We start from the raw sequence: 16,983 nt of genomic DNA on the forward strand, positions 1-16,983 counted from the left end.
CAGGAGAAGCACCGTGATCGACGAAACGCTCTTCGACGCCGAAGAGAAGATGGAAAAGGCGGTGGCGGTGGCGCGCGATGACTTGGCGTCGATCCGCACCGGCCGGGCCAACCCCGGCATGTTCGCGCGCGTCAACGTCGACTACTACGGTGCGCCCACGCCCATCACGCAGCTGTCGAGCATCAACGTGCCCGAGGCACGGATGGTGGTGATCAAGCCGTACGAGATGAACCAGCTGCGCAATATCGAGGATGCGATCCGCAACTCCGACCTCGGCGTCAACCCCACCAACGATGGCAACATCATCCGCGTCGCCATCCCGCAGCTCACCGAGGAACGCCGCCGCGACCTGGTCAAACAGGCCAAGGCCAAGGGTGAGGAAGCGCGGGTGGCGGTGCGCAACATCCGTCGTAAGGCGATGGAGGAACTGCACCGCATCAAAAAGGACGGCGAGGCCGGCGAGGACGAGGTCTCGCGCGCCGAAAAGGACCTCGACAAGACCACCCACCAGTACACGGCCCAGGTCGACGAACTGGTCAAGCACAAAGAGGGCGAATTGCTGGAGGTCTAGTGGCCCGAAAGCAAGCAAGTCCCGTGGCAGACACCGACGCCGGCCCCACCGAACCCCCCGCGAAGAAGTCACGGGCGGGTCGCAACCTGCCCGCGGCAATCGGGGTCGGCGTGCTGCTCGGCGCCATGGCGATCGGCACGCTGCTGTTCTGGCCAATCGGGTGGCTGCCGATCCTGGCAATCTTCATCCCGATCGCCTCCTACGAGGTGATAAGCCGGCTCCGGGAGGGCGGCTACGACATTCCGGCTGTTCCGCTGCTGCTCGGCGGCCAGGCAATGATCTGGCTGAGCTGGCCGTTCGGCACGGCAGGGGTACTGGGCGCCTACGGTGGGACGATCGTCGCCTGCATGGTGTGGCGGCTCGTCGGGCACGGGCTGCGACGGCAGCCGGTCAACTACCTGCGCGATATCGCGGCCGCGGTGCTGTTGACGACGTGGGTGCCGTTGTTCGCCAGCTTCAGCGCGCTGCTGATCTTCCAGGACCACGGCGGGGGCCGAGTGTTCACCGTGATCGCGACGGTGGTGTTCGCCGACATCGGCGGATACGCGGCCGGGGTGTTGTTCGGCAAGCACCTGATGGCTCCGGCGATCAGCCCGAAGAAGTCCTGGGAGGGGCTGGGCGGGTCGCTGCTGTTCGGAGTCGCGGCCGCCGTGGTTTCGGTGACGTTCCTGATGGACAAGCCCGCATGGGTCGGGGTGCCGCTGGGGCTGATGCTCGTCATCACCGGTGTGCTCGGCGACCTGGTGGAGTCGCAGGTCAAACGCGATCTCGGCATCAAGGACATGGGCGCGCTGCTGCCGGGCCACGGCGGCATCATGGACCGCATCGACGCGATGCTGCCGTCGGCCGTGGCGGGCTGGATCGTCTTGACGCTGCTGGCATAGGCCCTATCAGTCGAGGGTGATGACCACCTTCACGTCATCCGGTTGGGCGGTGAACGCGTCGACGGCCCGGCGCAGCGGGACCCGCCGGGTGATCAGGCTGGCCAACCAGTCCTCGTCGGCTTTGGCCAACGCTGCGGCGGCCTGGCGGTAGTGGCGCAGGTTGGCGTTGACCGACCCGACCACCGCGTCGTTCTCCAGCACCAACTCGCGGTTGACGGCGCCGGCGTCGATCTTCAGCCGTCGCCCGGCAGGGGAGACTCCCGTCAGGCAGACGACGCCGTAAGCCGATGTGTTCGCGATGGCCCCGAAGATCACCGATCCGGCTCCGGTCGCCTCGATCACCACGTCCGGCTGCAGTTTGGTGGCGACGTCGTCGATGTCGTCGTGGTGGTAGGTGGCGCCCAGTGCCGCGGCGATCCCCGGCTTGGGCCCCTCGGTGACGCGGTCGAGGATGTGGGTGTCGAGGCCCTGCTGCACCGAGAGCAGCGCGGCCAGTAGCCCGATCGGTCCGGCGCCGGTGACCAGCACCCGCTCGGGTTCGAAGTATGCCCGTTGACCCACGCGCCATACCTGTTCCCACGCCTTGGCCACCACGGTGGTCGGTTCCATGAGCACCCCGACATCACGAAGGCTCTTATCGATGGCCACCGCGTAATCGGCTTCGACACACCATCTTTGGCTGCCATAGCCGTCGAGCCCCTTGATGCCGCGCTCGGTGTAGCGGCCGTTGCGGCACATGTCGAACTCGCCGCGGGCGCAGGCCGGGCATGGCACCGGGTCGGGCCTGCGCACCACGCCGACCACGAGGTCGCCGGGAGCGAAAGGGGTGCCCGGCGGTGCGGCGGCCACCCGGCCGAGAGACTCGTGTCCGAGCACCAGTGAATCGCGTCCGGGTGGCGCCGAGCCGTGCTGCGCGTCGACGATCTCGTTGTCGGTGCCGCACACCCCCATGGCCAGGCCGTCGACGAGGAGTTCGCCCGGGCCGGGGCTCGGGTCGTCGACCTCCTCGACGGCGAGGGTGTCGGTCTTGCCGGGCCGCACGGTCAATGCCTGCATAGGGGCCAGGCTTGCCGCTGCGCGCCGATGGCAAACAGGTGCGGTTTGTCCGCGACCACCGCGGCGGTCGGCGCAGGAAGTCCGGCGCACGGAGGTGGAATACTGGGCAGAGCCCATGTCTACTCCGTTGCCGTTGGTCTTCGATCCGCCGCGCCGCGCCATGCCGCCGCGGCATTTCGCCGACCTCGACGAGGCGGGTCGTGCGGCGGCCGTCGGTGAACTCGGATTGCCCGCGTTTCGGGCCAAACAGGTGGCCAACCAGTACTACGGCAGGCTGATCGCCGACCCCCGCCAGATGACCGATCTGCCCGCCGCGATGCGTGAGCAGGTCGCCGATGCGCTGTTTCCGACGCTGTTGACCGCGGTACGCGAGATCGAGACCGACGCGGGGGAGACGCGCAAGATGCTGTGGCGCGGGGGTGACGGCACCACGTTCGAGTCGGTGCTGATGCGCTATCCCGACCGCAACACCGTGTGCATCTCGTCGCAGGCGGGCTGCGGTATGGCGTGCCCGTTCTGCGCGACGGGCCAGGGCGGGTTGAAGCGCAACCTGTCGACGGCCGAGATCCTCGAGCAGGTCCGCGCCGCGGCGGCCGAGTTGCGGGACCGCGGTAGTCCGATTGCGGGCTCCGCCCGCGGTGGCGGCCGGTTATCCAACATCGTGTTCATGGGCATGGGGGAGCCGCTGGCCAACTACAACCGGGTGCTGTCCGCGGTGCGGCGGATCATCGCACCGGCTCCCAACGGGTTCGGCATCTCGGCGCGGTCAGTCACCGTGTCCACGGTCGGGTTGGCACCGGCGATCCGCAAGCTCGCCGATGAACGGCTCAACGTGACGCTGGCGCTGTCGTTGCACGCCCCCGACGACGAGTTGCGCGACACGCTGGTGCCGGTGAACAACCGCTGGAAGGTGTCCGAAGCACTTGATGCGGCACGGTATTACGCCGATGTGACGGGTCGTCGGGTGTCGATCGAGTACGCGCTGATCCGCGATGTCAACGACCAGCCGTGGCGCGCCGATCTTTTGGGTAAGCGGCTGCATGCTGCGCTCGGGCCGCTGGTGCATGTGAACGTCATTCCGCTGAACCCGACGCCGGGCAGCGAATGGGACGCCAGCCCCAAGCCCGTCGAGCGGGAGTTCGTGCGGCGCGTGCGCGAGCGGGGTGTGTCGTGCACGGTGCGGGACACCCGCGGGCGCGAAATCGCCGCCGCGTGCGGACAATTGGCGGCGCAGAGCTGACTTTCTTTCCGCGAGATGTACGTTAGCGTGGTCGGTACTCGAACTTTCGCTCGCTAACGTACGTCTCGCGGTGTTATCCGCCCGGGCCGTTGACGAACCAGACGTTCTCCTCGCGCAGGTGTCGGCTGCGCCACCCATCCGGCGTGCGGACGAGTTCATGGTGGTAGTAGCCGCCGCAGCTGCTCATCTGGTCCATACCGGGTAGTTGCATGGGGTTGTAGAACATCGCCCGCACTGTCGCGGTGTCGCCGTCGATATCGCTTTCGATGTTGGTGATGTAGTGCATGCTCCACGGCAGCACCCCGAAATTGGCCGCGAACCAGTCGACGACCTGGTCGCGGGTGCCGACCACCGCGCCCGCCGACGAGTAGTCGATGTGGGCGTCGTCGGTGAACAGCGACCGGTACAGCTCCCAGTCCTTGGTGTCGACGGCGCGGGCGTACTTGTACAGCAGTTGGGCGATCGCGGCGCCGTCACCCACTCCGGCCTGATTCACGGCACCGCCGTGTCTGGCATGCCGATTGTCTTGGCTTCCAAGTACTCCTTATAGCCTTCCTCGCCGTTGCGGTAGCCCAGACCGCTCTGCTTCGTGCCGCCGAACGGGCTGGTGATGCCGAAGTGGCTCTTGCCGTTGATCGTCACGTTGCCCGTCCGCATCCGGCACGCCACCTCGAACGCCCGGTCCACATCGCCGCCGGAGACCTCACCGGACAACCCGTAGATCGTGTTGTTGGCGATCGCGACGGCCTCATCGTCGGTGTCATACGGCGTCACGGTCAGCACCGGGCCGAAGATCTCCTCCTGGGCCACCTGCGAATCAGGGTCGACGTCGGCCAGCAGCGTGGCCTGCGTGTAGTAGCCCGTCGGCAGGTTCTCCGGGATACCGCCGCCGGTGACCAGCCGCGCCCCGGAGTCCACACCCGACTTGATCAGGCCCAGCACCTTTTGGCGCTGGGTTTCGCTGATCTGCGGGCCCTGCATGTTGCCCGGCGTCCACGGGTCCCCGACCGGGAAGCCCTCCATCATCGTCTTGAGGATCTCGATGCCCTCATCATATCGACTGCGCGGCAACAGGATCCGGCTGGGCAGAATGCAACTCTGCCCGGACATCACACACGCCATCATCGCCGCCATCGACAGCGCCGAGTTGAAGTCGGCGTCGTCGAGCACAATGTGCGCCGATTTACCACCCAGCTCCAGCAGCGCCTTCTTCACCGTCGAGGCGCCCGCCGCCAGAATCGCGCGGCCGGTCGCGGTCGAACCGGTGAAGGTGATCATGTCCACCCGCGGATCAGCCGACAGCGCCGCGCCCACCTCGTTGGCATTGGAGACCACGACATTGAACACCCCGGCGGGTATGTCGGTCTCCTCGGCGATGATGCGGCCCAGTTCGCTGCCCGACCACGGGGTCAGCTGGGCGGGCTTGAGCACCACGGTGTTGCCGGCCATCAACGCCGGGATGGTCTCGGCGATGTTGAGGTAGAACGGCACGTTCCACGGGGTGATCGCGCCGACCACACCCACCGGCTCGTAGTGGATCTTGCGCCGCGCGGGCCCCAGCTGGGTGGGATGCACGCCGGTGTCGACCAGGTACTCGAAGGCCTTGCCGTGCTCGGCCCAGTGCTTGACTTCCTCGATCGGGCTTTCGATCTGGCTGCCCGACACCGTGACGGGACAACCCACCTCGGTGATCAGGATGCGCCGCAGCCGTTCCTTGTCCTGGTCCAACGCGGCATGCAACTGGGTCAGGCAGTGATAGCGGAAATCCAGATCGCGCGACCAGGTGCCTTCATCGAAGGCCCGCCGCGCAGCACCGACCGCGCGTTCCATATCGGCCACCGTGCCGTCGGTGGCTTGACCGGCCACCTCCTCGCTGGCCGGATGGATGACATCGAACATCGCCCCGCTACTGGTGAACTGCAGCTCACCGTCGATCAACATCCGCTCTTCGCCGGCCAGCACGCCGGTCTCAGTCTGCACCTCGGTCATGCGGGCAACTTTACATTTTTTCCCGCAACTGTCACCACTTCGGCGGAGCCGAACAACCGGTCTGTCGGCGGAGCCGAAGTCAGTTCTGTGGCTTGATGCCGGCGGCGTGGCGAAGTTGGGCGAGGAACTGGTCGTCGTCGTCGCTGCGCACGATGAAGTGCGAGATGGCGACCCGAATGACAGTGGCCGCCTTGATCGCTCGGTTCGAACCGCTCATCAGCCGCTCCAGCCGTGCCCGCATCACCGGGATGACGTCGGTCAGTTGCGGGATGACCACCTCGGGTTCGATGTCGACCATCCGCACCCCCGAGTAGGAGTGCTGGTAATCGACGATGAACCGCAGCGCGGCGTCGAGTTTCTCGGTGCCCCGCAGGCCGGCGGTCGCCGCGCTGACACCGTTGTCGAACACCTCGCTCTCGTAGGCGCCGAACGCGTCGAGCAGCTCGGACTTGGAGGAAAACCATCGGTAAAGCGTCGGCCGCGACACGCCGGCCTGCAGCGCGACCTCCGAGAGGCTCAGCTTGGTTTGGCCACTTCGGGCGAGCACCTCAGCGGTGGCGACCAGGATCCGGTTTCGAGTCGACGTGTCTTCGACAACGCCGGCGGCAGCGGATGGAGAATCGTTCACGGAGAAGTCTCTCAATCGTCTGGGTTCCGTCGATCGTAGGCCTTTTGTCACAGTGAACTTGTCAGTTGAGCGACCGTGTCCAGATCGTCGAGCGCGGCCACCGCGCGGCGTAACCCCTCCACGGCGATGTCTTCGGCCTGCATACCGCCCAGTCCCGCGGTGATCAACGCCGCGACGTAGGCGTACAGCGCGCCTTGGCGGTAGCGGACCCACAGGTCGTCGTAATCGAGGTGCGGGCCGCCGTGCGCGGCCAGCTCCTTGCGGTACACGTGGAGCAGGTCGCGCTGGTGGGCGCGGCGGTCGGTCGGTGTCATGCTCGTGACCAGGGTGTAGGCGAGTTCGCGTCCGGGGTGCCCACGCCGGACAGCCTGCCAGTCCAGTAGCCCGGCCTGGCCGTTGCGGAAGTAGAGGTTGCCGGGGTGGGCGTCGCCGTGCATGACGGTGTGCGGCGGTCGGTCGATCAGCCGGGCGACCGCACGGTAGTTGTCGTCGATGAACCGGCCGCGCTCCACGGGAATGTCGGTGCGTTCGGCGATGCGCCGCGCCGACGTCTTCAGCAGGGCACCGGTGAGCAGCGCGGCGCTGTCAGCTGACGCGGTGTACGTCCACGACGGAACCCGCTCCCAAAACGTGGCGTGCAGGCGCGCCAGCAGTTCGACGATCAGCGCGGCCTGATCGCGGTGCAGGGGATGCAACGTGTCGGGGAACCGGCATTCGTCGCCCGGCAGGTCCTCCAGCACCAGCACATAGCGCCCGGTCAGCGGGTCGAATGCCGATCCGTAGGAGCGGGGCACGCCGGTCAGCCGGGCGGAAAGCTCACGGTAGAAACGGGTTTCGGTCTCGGCGAGCCGGCCCAGCTCGCCCATCAGCCGGGTCGCGGCCGGTTCGGCGGACATCTTGACGAAGACCGAGGCCGGGATTTCCGCACCGGTCAGCGCGAGGCGCGCGCGCGACGACGTTCCAGCGTCGCCGCCGAGCACCGACACCGAGGTGACGGTGCGACCCATGATCCGGGTCAGCGTCGCGGCGTCGAGATCGTCGATCGCGCGCGGAACCGAGCGGAACCGGCCGACGACGGCGTCGGTGGCGATACGTTGTACACCGCGCCCCAGATGCGACGCCAAGCCCACTACCGGCGCAACCCGATTCACCACGCCAGCTTACAAATTGCGCAAGGTTTGTAAATTACTTCGGAAGGATGCGCATGGCCGGACCATTGGAGGGCATCCGGGTCGTCGAACTCGGGGTCTGGGTGGCCGGCCCCGCGGCGGGCGGCATCCTCGCCGACTGGGGCGCCGACGTCGTCAAGATCGAACCGCCGACCGGCGATCCGGCGCGCACGTTCGGGCGGATGCTGGGCATCGAGGACGGCATCAGCCCCCCGTTCGAGATGGACAACCGCGGCAAGCGTAGCGTCGTGCTCGACCTGACCACTGAATCGGGGCGCGTCAGCGCACTCGAATTACTTTCTGGCGCAGACGTTTTCCTCACCAACGTGCGCCCAGGCGCGCTGCGGCGGATGGGGCTGGACTTCGCGACGGTGGCGGCGGGCAACCCCGCGCTGGTGTACGGGCTGATCACCGGTTACGGCGAGAGCGGGCCCGACGGCGACCGGGCGGCATACGACGTCGCCGCGTTCTGGGCCAGGGCCGGGCTGGCACATCTGTTGACCCGACCCGGCCAGACGCCGCCGTTTCAGCGCGGCGGCATGGGCGATCACGCGGCGGGGATGACGCTGGCCGCCGCGTTGTGCGCGGCGCTGGTGGCACGCACCCGCACCGGCCAAGGCCAACTGGTGAGCACCTCGCTGTACCGGCAGGGCGCCTACACCGTCAGCTTCGACCTCAACACGTTCCTGCTGACCGGCCACACCATCGCGATCGGGCAACGCGAGACGATGGCCAACCCCTGTATGAACAACTACACCGCCGGCGACGGGCGCCGGTTCTGGATCGTCGGACTGGAGGCGAATCGGCACTGGCCGCCGTTGTGCCGGGCGGTCGGACGGCCCGAGTGGTTGACCGATCCGCGCTACGAGACGGCGCGCTCGCGCGCGGTGCACGCAGTCGAGCTCATCGCCGAACTCGACGAGATCTTCGCGACCCGCACCCTCGACGAATGGTCGGAAACCTTTGCCGCCGAACCCGAATTGTTCTGGGCGCCGATCAACTCCGTCGAAGACGTGCTGGCCGACGATCAGTTCCACGCCGCCGGCGGCATCGTGGATGTGCCCGACGGCGACGCCTCGGTGCCGATGATCGCCTCGCCCGCCGACTTTTCGGCCACCCCGTGGGCTCCGCGCTCGGCAGCGCCGCGCCTCGGTGAGCACACCGAGGAGGTGCTCGCCGAACTCAGGGCGCGTGATGCTTGATGCGGCCGGCGTGTCGCAGCTGGGTGAGAAACTCCTCGTCGTCGTCGCTGCGGACCAGGTAGTGCGAGACCGCGACGCGCACGGCGGTCGCCACCGCGAGCCCGGGGTCGGGCCCGGTGGCCAGCCGCTCGAGCCGATGGCGCAGCAGCGGTATCACCCGCGACAACCGCTTGATGACCCGTTCCGGTTCGATGTCGACCATCCGCAGCCCGGGATAGGACTGCTGCAGTTCCACGATCACCCGCAGCGCGGCGTCGAGTCGCTCACCCGGCGGTAAACCGGACGTCGCCTCGGTCACCGCGCGTTCGTAGAGCTGGCGCTCCCACACCACGAAGGCGTCGAGCAAGTCCCGTTTGGAGGGAAACCATCGGTACAGCGTGGGCCGCGACACGCCCGCCTCCTGCGCGACCTCCGACAGGGATAGTTTCGTCATGCCGTGACGACCGAGCACCTCGGCGGTGGCGGCCAGCAGCCGTTCCCGGGTAGGAATATCGGGTTCGGGCCAAAGGTTCGGCATCGTTATAGCTTTACAAAAATTTGCTCAAGTGTCACGCTGAGCCGGTGACTGTCACCAGCCCGCAGTTTCGAAAGTACAGCCCGCACGACGTCTCGACGCGCAAGTTCTGGAGCCAACCCTTCGGCGTTCGAGACCAGACCTTCGCGAAATTGCGCGCCGGAGAAGGGCTCAGCTGGCATGAGCCGCTGCCGTCGCTGTTCGATATGGTCGAGTCGGGCTTCTGGGCGGTGACGCGCCGCGCCGACATCGTCTACGTCAGCCAGCACCCCGAACTGTTCACGTCGGCGCAGGGCGTCGCGCTGGATCCGATGCCCGCCGAGGTGCAGAAGATCGCCACGTTTTTTCTCGGGATGGATCCGCCGCAGCACACCGTGTACCGCAGGTTGGTCAGCGCGGCGTTCACCCCGCGCAACGTGCGCCAAATCGAAGACCAGATCCACAAGAACGCGGTCAGCGTTGTCGACGACCTGGTCGGCGCGGGTGACGTCGACTTCGTGACGGCGTGCTCGGCCCGGCTTCCGATGCTCACCATTTCCGAAATGCTCGGCGTGGCACCGTCGGAACGTGAAGCGGTCGCCAAGGCCGCCGAGAAGCTGTTCTCGATGAGCGACGACGAGTACAGCTCGCTCGAAGAGCGGGCCGAAAACACCATGAGCGAGATGATGTTGTTGGTCAATACCGGTATCGAGCTCGCCAAGTTCCGGCGCAAACACCCCGGCGATGACCTGATGACCAGCATAGTCGAGGCGGAGGTCGACGGACACCGGCTCACCGATGCGGAAGTCGGCGCGTTTCTGCTGCTGCTCGCCTCGGCGGGCAACGACACCACCAAACAGACGACGTCCCACGCGATGCTGGCGCTGGTGAACCATCCGGCGCAGCGGGACTGGCTGATGGAGGACTTCGACGGGCGAATCACCTGGGCGATCGAGGAATTCGTGCGGTGGTCCACCCCGGTGCTGCAGTTCGCCCGGTTTGCCACCGAGGACACCGAGCTGGCCGGCCAGCAGATCAGCGCCGGGGAGAAGCTGGGGCTGTTCTACTGTTCGGCCAACCGCGACGAGACCGTCTTCGACGACCCGCACACGTTCAACCTGCAACGCTCACCGAACCCGCACCTGGGCTTCGGCGGTGGCGGGCCGCACTTCTGTCTCGGAAACCAGCTGGCCAAGACGGAGCTGCGAAACCTGTTCCGCGAGTTGCTGACCCGGCTCACGAGGATCGAGTTCGGCGAACCGGATCTGCTGCTCAGCAACTTCGTGCACGGGATCAAACGGCTACCGGCGCACCTTCGCTAGCAGAGCTGATGCGCGTCGAAGTGGACCTCGACAAGTGCACCGGACACGGCATCTGCGAAGCGGTCGCCGAAGACGTGTTCGAGGTGAGCGACGATGGCGTCGTGGAGATCCACGGCAACCAACGGCCCGGATCCGACCGGGAGCGGATGCAGCGGGCCGTCACGCAGTGCCCGGCGGCGGCGCTGCGCCTGATCGGCTGAACCGCCGAATAGCGGACCGCGGCTTACATCTATCGTTTTCTCAATGAGACCGATTCGACGGGCGGTGGCGGTGGTCGCCGGCGTCTTGACCGGGGCCTTCTTGTTGGCCGTAGTGGCCGGGTGCTCGGGCCCTTGGCCGGCAGCTGAGGTCACGCTGCCACCGGCCGAGACGGCGACGGTGGCCAAGGTGGAGCCACCGGATGCGGCGTTGGCGAACAGCCCGGTGGTCGCCGAGGCGCAGCGCAGCGTCGCCAAGATCCACAGCATGGCGCCGTCCTGCCAGAAGATCCTGGACGGCAGCGGTGTGGTCTTCGCGCCGAACCGGGTGATGTCCAGCGCCCACGGCGTCGCAGGCGCCACCGACATCACCGTGTCCGTCGACGGCGGGGACTATCCGGCCACGGTCGTGTTCTACGACCCCGACGCCGATATCGCCATCCTCGACGTGCCCGGGTTGCAGGCGCCGCCGCTGGCCTTCGCCGAGGAGGTGGCCCCGTCCGGCACGGACGCGTTGATCCTGGGCTACCCGGGCGGCGGCCCGTTCGTCGCCACCCCGGCGCGCATCCGCGACGTCATCGAGCTCAGCGGGCCCGACATCTACCGCACCAAAACCGTGCACCGCGAGGTGTACATCGTGCGCGGCGGGGTGCGCCAAGGCGGATCCGGCGGCCCGCTCATCGATCTGGACAGCCGCATCCTCGGCGTCGCGTTCGGCGCGGCCGTCGAGGATCCCGACTCCAGCTTCGTGCTCACCGCAAAACAGCTCTTCGGCATGGCGGTCAGTGCGAACGGTTCGGCGCCCGTGCCCACCGGCGAGTGCGTGGGCTAGCGACCGGGCATCGGCCGTACCAGCACCGACTGCTGAATGCCTGCGACCGCGCCGGTTTCGTCGAACAGCGAGCCGATCGTCGTGCCGATGCCGTCGGGCCCGTAATTGGTGTCGGCGCGGATGCCGATCCACTCGCCGTCGGGGACTCGGTGGATGTGGACGACGAGGTCGGTGTTCATGAACGTCCACTTGGTGGGGTCGAGTTTGGTGCCGATGCCGTTGGCGTCGTCGGCGACGGCGAACAACCGCTCGAGCTGTGTCATGGACTCGCCATTGACCAGATCGACCTCCGGTTTGATCCAGGATTCGCCGGGTTCCTCGCTGAGCGGCTTCGTCAGCCACCGCCAGTCCAGGCTGTGCACGTAGTTGCGGTCCCAGTCTTTTTTCATATCGCGGCTGCGTGCCTCGCTGACCGGGCGCAGCGGCGGCGCCGACGCCTGCCGCAGGGTTGCCGTGTCGATGGTCTTCAGCCGCCATCCGCTGGCCTTGGCGACCGGGCGCGGCTCACCGTGCGGGCCGCATGCGAGCATCTCGGCACTCACCAACTCGATCTGCCTGCCAGCGCGCTCGATTCGCGACCGCACCCACAGATCGCCTTCGGCGGGAACACCGCCGAGCAGATCGACCATCACCCGGCTCAGCCGCGTGTCCGGCCGCGCCTCACAACGCTCCAAAGCCCGCACCAGCAAGGCGGATACGGGGGCGCCGTGCTGGATGCTCGCCGACCAGGTGCTGCGCACCAGATCGGTTGCGGCGAACCGCTCGCCGAGTGGATCGGTGCTGTCGATCAGTTCGTAGTACGCGTCGCTCATGCGGCGGCCTCGCCGGCTCGGACGCCGCATTCCGTGTTGATGATTCGCTCGCAAGCTTCGCTCATGGCAGGCCGGCTCCGGGGATTTCGACGGTCGTCGTGTCGACGCGGGAATTCTTGGTGCCGGCCAACCGCTTCGGATAGGCGTCGGCGGCCGACAGCAGGAACAGGGTGCGCCGCTGCGGGCCGCCGAGCATGCAGGCGATCGCGGCCCGGTCGCCGATGTCAATGCGGTCGGTGACGTTGCCGCCCTCGGTGATCCGCTCAAATTGGTGCGCCAGGGTCATCGCCGCCCAGACCCCGCCGTCGGCGTCGAGGCAGATCCCGTCGGGTGGGCCGTCGAGTCCGTCGGCGAATATCCGTCGGTCGGTCAACGACCCGTCCGGTGCGACGGTGAACGCCGTCAACCGTCGCCCGACGGACTCCGCGACGATCAGCGTGGCCCGGTCCGGTGTCAGCACCATCCCGTTGGGGAAGGCGAGGTCCTCGGCGACGACGGTCGGGGTGCCGTCGGGGTCGATCCGCATGATCACGCCGCCTTCGAAGGCCTGTGATCCGACGTAGGCGCGGCCGACGTCATCGATGACCATGTCGCCGAGGTCCGCGGGTGCGGTCGCAGACAGGTCGGCGACGGTCGTCACGGTGTCGCCGTCGTAGCGCAGCACCGCGCGCTTCTGGGTCGAGACGATCAGCAGCGAACCGTCGGGGCAGAAGCCCAAACCCGAGGGGGCGTGACCGGGTAACGTCAACGTGGTCATCGCGCCCTGCAGGGTCACCGTGTGCACGGCCTCGCCGAGCATGTCGGAAAACCACAGCAGCCCTTCGAACCAGCGCGGGCCTTCGCCGAAGCAGAACCCGTTTGCCAGCGGGCTCAACACCTCGACACCTTTACAAATCACGCGCTAAGTGTCACGCTCGCAGGGTGTTACTGTCAAATGGGCGCAGCTCATGAAGCGATACCACGGCCACACCCTCCTCTACCTCCACGAAACGATCGACCTCGGCTCCGGCCGTGCCGAGCGCTTCACCGAGACGTTCAGCGACGTCTACCACCCGATGATGGCCGAACTGGGGGCGCGGCTGTTCGGGATCTGGGAGACCACCCCGTACAACGGCCACTGGCCTCAGGTGACGATCATCTGGGAGATCGACCAGTTCGCCGACTACGCGCGCATCGGCAGCGCGCAGGCCCGTGGCGGCAGCCACGAAGCGGCCGTGGCGAAATGGTCGCAGTTCCTCGCCGAGACCGGCGCCCGCGGCGAGGGCCGGATCATGTACGCCGGCCGGAGCAACAGGACGCTGGCGCAGCTGCAAGAGGCCAACTGCACAGCCGGACTGGTGATCCAGGAGATCATGCAGACCAAACCCGGCCGTCAGGACGACTACATCCGCGAGCTCGAGCGCCTCTACGTGCCGTGGTCGGAGCGCACCGGTAAGCGCTGGCTCGGTTCGTTCATCACGACGTTCCGGTTCAACGAGGTGATCCACTACTGGGCGCTGGAGGGCGACTGGGACTGCTTCGCCAACCACTACCCGTCCTGGAAAGACAACCCGCCCGCCGAAATCGTCACCTGGATGAGCGTCGCGCCCGCCCTGCGCGACGGCTGGGAAGACTCCATTCTGGCGGCCCTACCCCCATCACCACTGCAATGACAACTACTGCGCTGCAAACGTTTTCCTACGATCCGTTCGATCCCGCCGTGATGGCCGACCCGCTACCGTACTACCGGGTGCTGCGCGAGAGGTACCCGGTGTACTACGTCGAGAAGTGGGACACCTACGCGCTGTCGCGGTTCGACGACATCTGGCGGGTGCTGGCCGTCAACGACGGCACCTTCGTCGCCTCGGAGGGGACCTTGCCCGCCGCCACGGTTCTTGCACACCACAACGACGGTCCGGTGCCCGACCCGCCGCTGCATCCGATGCCGTTTCACGCCAACTTCGACAGCCCGATCTACGAGGGCGTGCGACGCTGCACCGCCGGGCAGTTCCGGCCGAAGCCCGTCGCCGCAATGGCCGACCGGATCCGCGCCCTGGCCAATGAGCGACTCGATGAACTGCTGCCGCGCGGATCCTTCGACCTCACACAGGATTACGGCGGTATCGTCGCCGCATCGGTGGTCTGCGATCTGCTGCGCATGCCGGTCGAACTCGCGCCCGAGGTGCTGGCGACCGTCAATGCGGGCAGCCTCGCCCAGCCGGGCAGCGGTGTGGAGGTGGGTAACGCCCGACCCGGCTATCTGGAATATCTCATCCCGCTGGTGCAGCGCAGCCGCGCCGAGGTGAGCGACAACCCGATCGCCGAAAACCTTCTCGACTACCGGCTGCCCGACGGGTCGGCGTTGGGCGACGTCGAAGCCGCCACCCAGATGCTGGGCGTGTTCATCGGCGGCACCGAAACCGTGCCGAAGATTGTCGCACACGGATTGTGGGAACTGACAAAACATCCCGACCAGTTAGCCGCCGTGCGCGCCGACCCCACCGCCAACGTGCCCGTCGCGCGCGAGGAGATGATCCGCTACTGCGCCCCCGCGCAGTGGTTCGCCCGCACCGTACGCAAACCGTTTTCGATCGCCGACACCACGCTGGGCCCTGGTAGCAGGATCATCACCCTGCTCGCCTCGGCCAACCGCGACGCACGCGAATACCCCGAACCGGACGCGTTCGTCTGGAACCGGCCGATCGAAAGGCTGCTGGCATTCGGCCGCGGTCAACACTTCTGCCTCGGTGTGCATCTCGCACGCCTCGAAATCGCGATCCTGGTGTCGGAATGGCTGCGCCGCGTACCCGAATGGCGCATCGTCTGCGAAGCTGCGGCACGGCCGCCGTCGAGTTTCCAATGGGGTTGGAACAGTGTTCCCGTCCAGGTGGAGGTCTGACGTGTGGTCCTACCGGCTGGTGGCGCCCTACACCTTCGAACGCCACGACGTCGCCGAGATCTCACCCGAATCACTGGGTGACCGCCAGGTGCTGCTGCGGTTCCGCGCCGCGGGGGTGTGTGGCAGCGACCTGTCGCCGTTTCGCGGCGTGCGCGGCAAGATCGCCGGCGATGCGGGCCAATACGCCGCGGAGAAACCGGGTTTCCCGATTCACGAGGTGGTCGGGGAGGTCATCGCGAGCCGGCACCGCAGCCACGGCGTCGGCGATCCGGTCGTGGGCTGGGCGTCGGGATTCGATGGCCTGATGCAGCACGTCGTCGCGGACGGCGACGGGTTGGCGCCTTACGACCCGGCGCTGAGCCCCCAGCATGCGGTGGCCCTGCAACCGCTGGCCTGCGTGCTGTACGCGATGGAGCAGATCGGCAGCGTCAAAGGCCGCCATGTCGCGGTCATCGGGCAGGGCTCGATCGGGCTGCTGTTCTCCTATGTCGCAAAGGCTTTCGGAGCTCGCAGGGTGACGGGTGTGGATCCCGTCGACCGCGACGGCATCGGGCAACGGTTCGGCGTCGACACCATCGTGCGCGCTACCAGCGACCGGTGGGTCAGCCACCGGATCCCCGACGACCGCCCCGATGTGGTCATCGAAGCGGTCGGCCACCAGGTCGCCACCCTCGGCCATGCCATCGAGGCGACCGCACCCGGCGGCACGGTGTTCTACTTTGGGGTGCCCGACGACGACAGCTACCCGATCAGCATGCGGACCATGCTGCGCAACAACTTGACGCTCAAATCGGGGGTGACCCTTGAGCGGCGCCGAATGCTCTCTGCCGCCGATGATTTCGCCCGCCAACACCCCGAGCTGCTACCCGCCTACGTCACCCACCCGTTCGGTATCGACGACGTCCAGGCGGCTTTCGAGCTGGCCTGCCGGCCGACGCCCGAACGTATCAAGATCGCGATCGTCGAGTGACCAGTAGCCTGCAGCAGGCACTGGCCGCCAAAGAGCGGGTGTGGGGCGGCTGGGTGGTGGGCCCGACCATCATCGCTCCGGAGGAGTTCGCCCACGCCGGCTACGACTACGTCGGATTCGACCTTCAGCACGGGTATCTCGACGACGCCGACGTCGCCCTGCTGTTGCGCAGGCTCGAGCACGTGCCGATCGGCACGGCGGTGCGGTTGGCGTCGGCGGACCCCGCACCGATCGGCCGGGTGCTCGACGCAGGCGCCGACGCGGTGATCGTCGCGATGGTCGAGTCGCCCGAACAGGCCGCTGCCGCCGTCGCCGCCACCCGGTACCCGCCGGCCGGGGTGCGCAGCTACGGTCCGCTGCGGGCCAGTTTGGGCCGAGAACCCGCTGAGCACGAGGCGCGGGTGACGGTGCTGGCCATGATCGAGTCCGCGCAAGGGCTTTCGGCGCTCGACGAGATCTGCGGCGTGCCCGGTCTTTCGGGAATCTATGTGGGACCCGCGGACCTGGCCATCAGCCTCGGGCGCCTTCCGGCGGAGGCGTGGACCGCACCGGCCGTACAGGATGCGATCATCCGCGCCCACGACGCCGCAACAGCGGCCGGGCTGATCGCCGGCATCCACGCCGGTGCCGGGCCGCACGCAAAGACGATGGCGCAGACCGGATTTCAGATGATTACGCTGGCCTCGGAGTCGCAGGCGCTGCGCAGGGGCGCCGCCGACTACCTGCGGGAGGCACAGTGA

The 16,983-nt window shown here is 67.4% G+C and carries 19 protein-coding genes; 11 read left to right on the forward strand and 8 right to left on the reverse strand.

Going from position 1 to position 16,983, the window contains the following annotated elements; translation table 11 throughout:
* Window positions 1-13 precede the first annotated feature (13 nt).
* Entirely contained in the window at window positions 14-571 is a 558-nt protein-coding gene (gene frr, locus ABQF13_RS01375; RefSeq protein ID WP_448390867.1) for a ribosome recycling factor, read from the forward strand.
* Window positions 571-1,455 carry a phosphatidate cytidylyltransferase gene (locus ABQF13_RS01380; protein ID WP_448390868.1) on the forward strand — a complete coding sequence of 295 codons (885 nt, stop codon included), beginning with the start codon at window positions 571-573 and terminating at the stop codon, window positions 1,453-1,455. Before frr ends, ABQF13_RS01380 begins: the two co-directional genes overlap by 1 nt.
* 6 nt (window positions 1,456-1,461) lie before the next feature.
* Here ABQF13_RS01380 and ABQF13_RS01385 read toward each other — a convergent pair whose 3' ends face one another.
* A complete protein-coding gene (locus tag ABQF13_RS01385) occupies window positions 1,462-2,511 on the reverse strand; it encodes a glucose 1-dehydrogenase (RefSeq protein WP_448390869.1) in 1,050 nt (349 codons plus the stop codon).
* A 115-nt stretch (window positions 2,512-2,626) separates the two neighbouring features.
* Here ABQF13_RS01385 and rlmN point away from each other — a divergent pair, with 115 nt between their 5' ends.
* Window positions 2,627-3,751: a dual-specificity RNA methyltransferase RlmN gene (gene rlmN, locus ABQF13_RS01390; protein ID WP_448390871.1), complete on the forward strand. Its 1,125-nt coding sequence runs from the start codon at window positions 2,627-2,629 to the stop codon at window positions 3,749-3,751.
* A 73-nt stretch (window positions 3,752-3,824) separates the two neighbouring features.
* On the opposite strand, the gene ABQF13_RS01395 is transcribed toward rlmN, so the two are convergent.
* The 4 genes from ABQF13_RS01395 to ABQF13_RS01410 form a co-directional block, all read right to left on the reverse strand.
* Window positions 3,825-4,247: a nuclear transport factor 2 family protein gene (locus ABQF13_RS01395; protein WP_448390872.1), complete on the reverse strand. Its 423-nt coding sequence runs from the start codon at window positions 4,245-4,247 to the stop codon at window positions 3,825-3,827.
* On the reverse strand, window positions 4,244-5,740 hold the full coding sequence (locus ABQF13_RS01400) for an aldehyde dehydrogenase family protein (protein ID WP_448390873.1): 1,497 nt from the start codon (window positions 5,738-5,740) through the stop codon (window positions 4,244-4,246). The genes ABQF13_RS01395 and ABQF13_RS01400 overlap by 4 nt, the downstream gene beginning before the upstream one ends.
* A gap of 79 nt (window positions 5,741-5,819) precedes the next feature.
* Window positions 5,820-6,368, reverse strand: coding sequence for a TetR/AcrR family transcriptional regulator (locus ABQF13_RS01405; protein ID WP_448390874.1), 549 nt, complete (start codon window positions 6,366-6,368; stop codon window positions 5,820-5,822).
* Window positions 6,369-6,415: 47 nt separating this feature from the next.
* Window positions 6,416-7,519, reverse strand: a complete 1,104-nt coding sequence (locus ABQF13_RS01410; RefSeq protein WP_448390875.1) for a phosphotransferase — start codon at window positions 7,517-7,519, stop codon at window positions 6,416-6,418.
* Window positions 7,520-7,572: 53 nt separating this feature from the next.
* Between ABQF13_RS01410 and ABQF13_RS01415 the strand changes: the two genes are divergently transcribed.
* Window positions 7,573-8,739 (forward strand): CaiB/BaiF CoA transferase family protein, encoded by a 1,167-nt coding sequence (locus ABQF13_RS01415; protein ID WP_448390876.1) that lies wholly within the window; start codon window positions 7,573-7,575, stop codon window positions 8,737-8,739.
* Here ABQF13_RS01415 and ABQF13_RS01420 read toward each other — a convergent pair.
* Complete coding sequence (locus tag ABQF13_RS01420; protein WP_448390877.1) at window positions 8,720-9,256, reverse strand: TetR/AcrR family transcriptional regulator; 537 nt, start codon at window positions 9,254-9,256, stop codon at window positions 8,720-8,722. The genes ABQF13_RS01415 and ABQF13_RS01420 overlap by 20 nt on opposite strands.
* Window positions 9,257-9,300: 44 nt before the next feature.
* Here ABQF13_RS01420 and ABQF13_RS01425 point away from each other — a divergent pair, with 44 nt between their 5' ends.
* From ABQF13_RS01425 to ABQF13_RS01435, 3 genes are read left to right on the forward strand one after another with little or no spacing between them, the layout of a single operon-like run.
* A complete protein-coding gene (locus ABQF13_RS01425) occupies window positions 9,301-10,554 on the forward strand; it encodes a cytochrome P450 (RefSeq protein WP_448390878.1) in 1,254 nt (417 codons plus the stop codon).
* Window positions 10,555-10,562: 8 nt separating this feature from the next.
* Entirely contained in the window at window positions 10,563-10,754 is a 192-nt protein-coding gene (locus ABQF13_RS01430; RefSeq protein WP_448390879.1) for a ferredoxin, read from the forward strand.
* Between the two features lie 43 nt (window positions 10,755-10,797).
* Entirely contained in the window at window positions 10,798-11,583 is a 786-nt protein-coding gene (locus ABQF13_RS01435) for a MarP family serine protease (RefSeq protein ID WP_448390880.1), read from the forward strand.
* Here the strand turns inward: ABQF13_RS01435 and ABQF13_RS01440 are convergent.
* Window positions 11,580-12,395, reverse strand: a complete 816-nt coding sequence (locus ABQF13_RS01440) for a thioesterase family protein (RefSeq protein ID WP_448390881.1) — start codon at window positions 12,393-12,395, stop codon at window positions 11,580-11,582. The genes ABQF13_RS01435 and ABQF13_RS01440 overlap by 4 nt on opposite strands.
* Before the next feature lie 61 nt (window positions 12,396-12,456).
* Window positions 12,457-13,293 carry an SMP-30/gluconolactonase/LRE family protein gene (locus tag ABQF13_RS01445; protein ID WP_448390883.1) on the reverse strand — a complete coding sequence of 279 codons (837 nt, stop codon included), beginning with the start codon at window positions 13,291-13,293 and terminating at the stop codon, window positions 12,457-12,459.
* A gap of 49 nt (window positions 13,294-13,342) precedes the next feature.
* On the opposite strand from ABQF13_RS01445, the gene ABQF13_RS01450 reads away from it, so the two are divergent.
* From ABQF13_RS01450 to ABQF13_RS01465, 4 genes are read left to right on the forward strand one after another with little or no spacing between them, the layout of a single operon-like run.
* Window positions 13,343-14,047: an NIPSNAP family protein gene (locus tag ABQF13_RS01450; protein WP_448390884.1), complete on the forward strand. Its 705-nt coding sequence runs from the start codon at window positions 13,343-13,345 to the stop codon at window positions 14,045-14,047.
* Window positions 14,044-15,273, forward strand: coding sequence for a cytochrome P450 (locus tag ABQF13_RS01455; protein WP_448390885.1), 1,230 nt, complete (start codon window positions 14,044-14,046; stop codon window positions 15,271-15,273). The genes ABQF13_RS01450 and ABQF13_RS01455 overlap by 4 nt, the downstream gene beginning before the upstream one ends.
* Window position 15,274: 1 nt before the next feature.
* A complete protein-coding gene (locus ABQF13_RS01460; protein ID WP_448390886.1) occupies window positions 15,275-16,243 on the forward strand; it encodes a zinc-binding dehydrogenase in 969 nt (322 codons plus the stop codon).
* Entirely contained in the window at window positions 16,240-16,983 is a 744-nt protein-coding gene (locus tag ABQF13_RS01465) for an HpcH/HpaI aldolase family protein (protein WP_448390887.1), read from the forward strand. The genes ABQF13_RS01460 and ABQF13_RS01465 overlap by 4 nt, the downstream gene beginning before the upstream one ends.

The sequence above is a fragment of the Mycolicibacterium sp. XJ879 genome (genome assembly GCF_053483935.1).

Excerpts from the sequence above, each read along its gene's own strand:
- ABQF13_RS01385 (WP_448390869.1), bottom strand. The coding sequence starts at position 2,511 with ATGCAGGCATTGACCGTGCGGCCCGGCAAGACCGACACCCTCGCCGTC.
- rlmN (WP_448390871.1), top strand. The coding sequence starts at position 2,627 with ATGTCTACTCCGTTGCCGTTGGTCTTCGATCCGCCGCGCCGCGCCATG.
- ABQF13_RS01400 (WP_448390873.1), bottom strand. The coding sequence starts at position 5,740 with ATGACCGAGGTGCAGACTGAGACCGGCGTGCTGGCCGGCGAAGAGCGG.
- ABQF13_RS01415 (WP_448390876.1), top strand. The coding sequence starts at position 7,573 with ATGGCCGGACCATTGGAGGGCATCCGGGTCGTCGAACTCGGGGTCTGG.
- ABQF13_RS01420 (WP_448390877.1), bottom strand. The coding sequence starts at position 9,256 with ATGCCGAACCTTTGGCCCGAACCCGATATTCCTACCCGGGAACGGCTG.
- ABQF13_RS01430 (WP_448390879.1), top strand. The coding sequence starts at position 10,563 with ATGCGCGTCGAAGTGGACCTCGACAAGTGCACCGGACACGGCATCTGC.
- ABQF13_RS01435 (WP_448390880.1), top strand. The coding sequence starts at position 10,798 with ATGAGACCGATTCGACGGGCGGTGGCGGTGGTCGCCGGCGTCTTGACC.
- ABQF13_RS01440 (WP_448390881.1), bottom strand. The coding sequence starts at position 12,395 with ATGAGCGACGCGTACTACGAACTGATCGACAGCACCGATCCACTCGGC.
- ABQF13_RS01450 (WP_448390884.1), top strand. The coding sequence starts at position 13,343 with ATGAAGCGATACCACGGCCACACCCTCCTCTACCTCCACGAAACGATC.
- ABQF13_RS01455 (WP_448390885.1), top strand. The coding sequence starts at position 14,044 with ATGACAACTACTGCGCTGCAAACGTTTTCCTACGATCCGTTCGATCCC.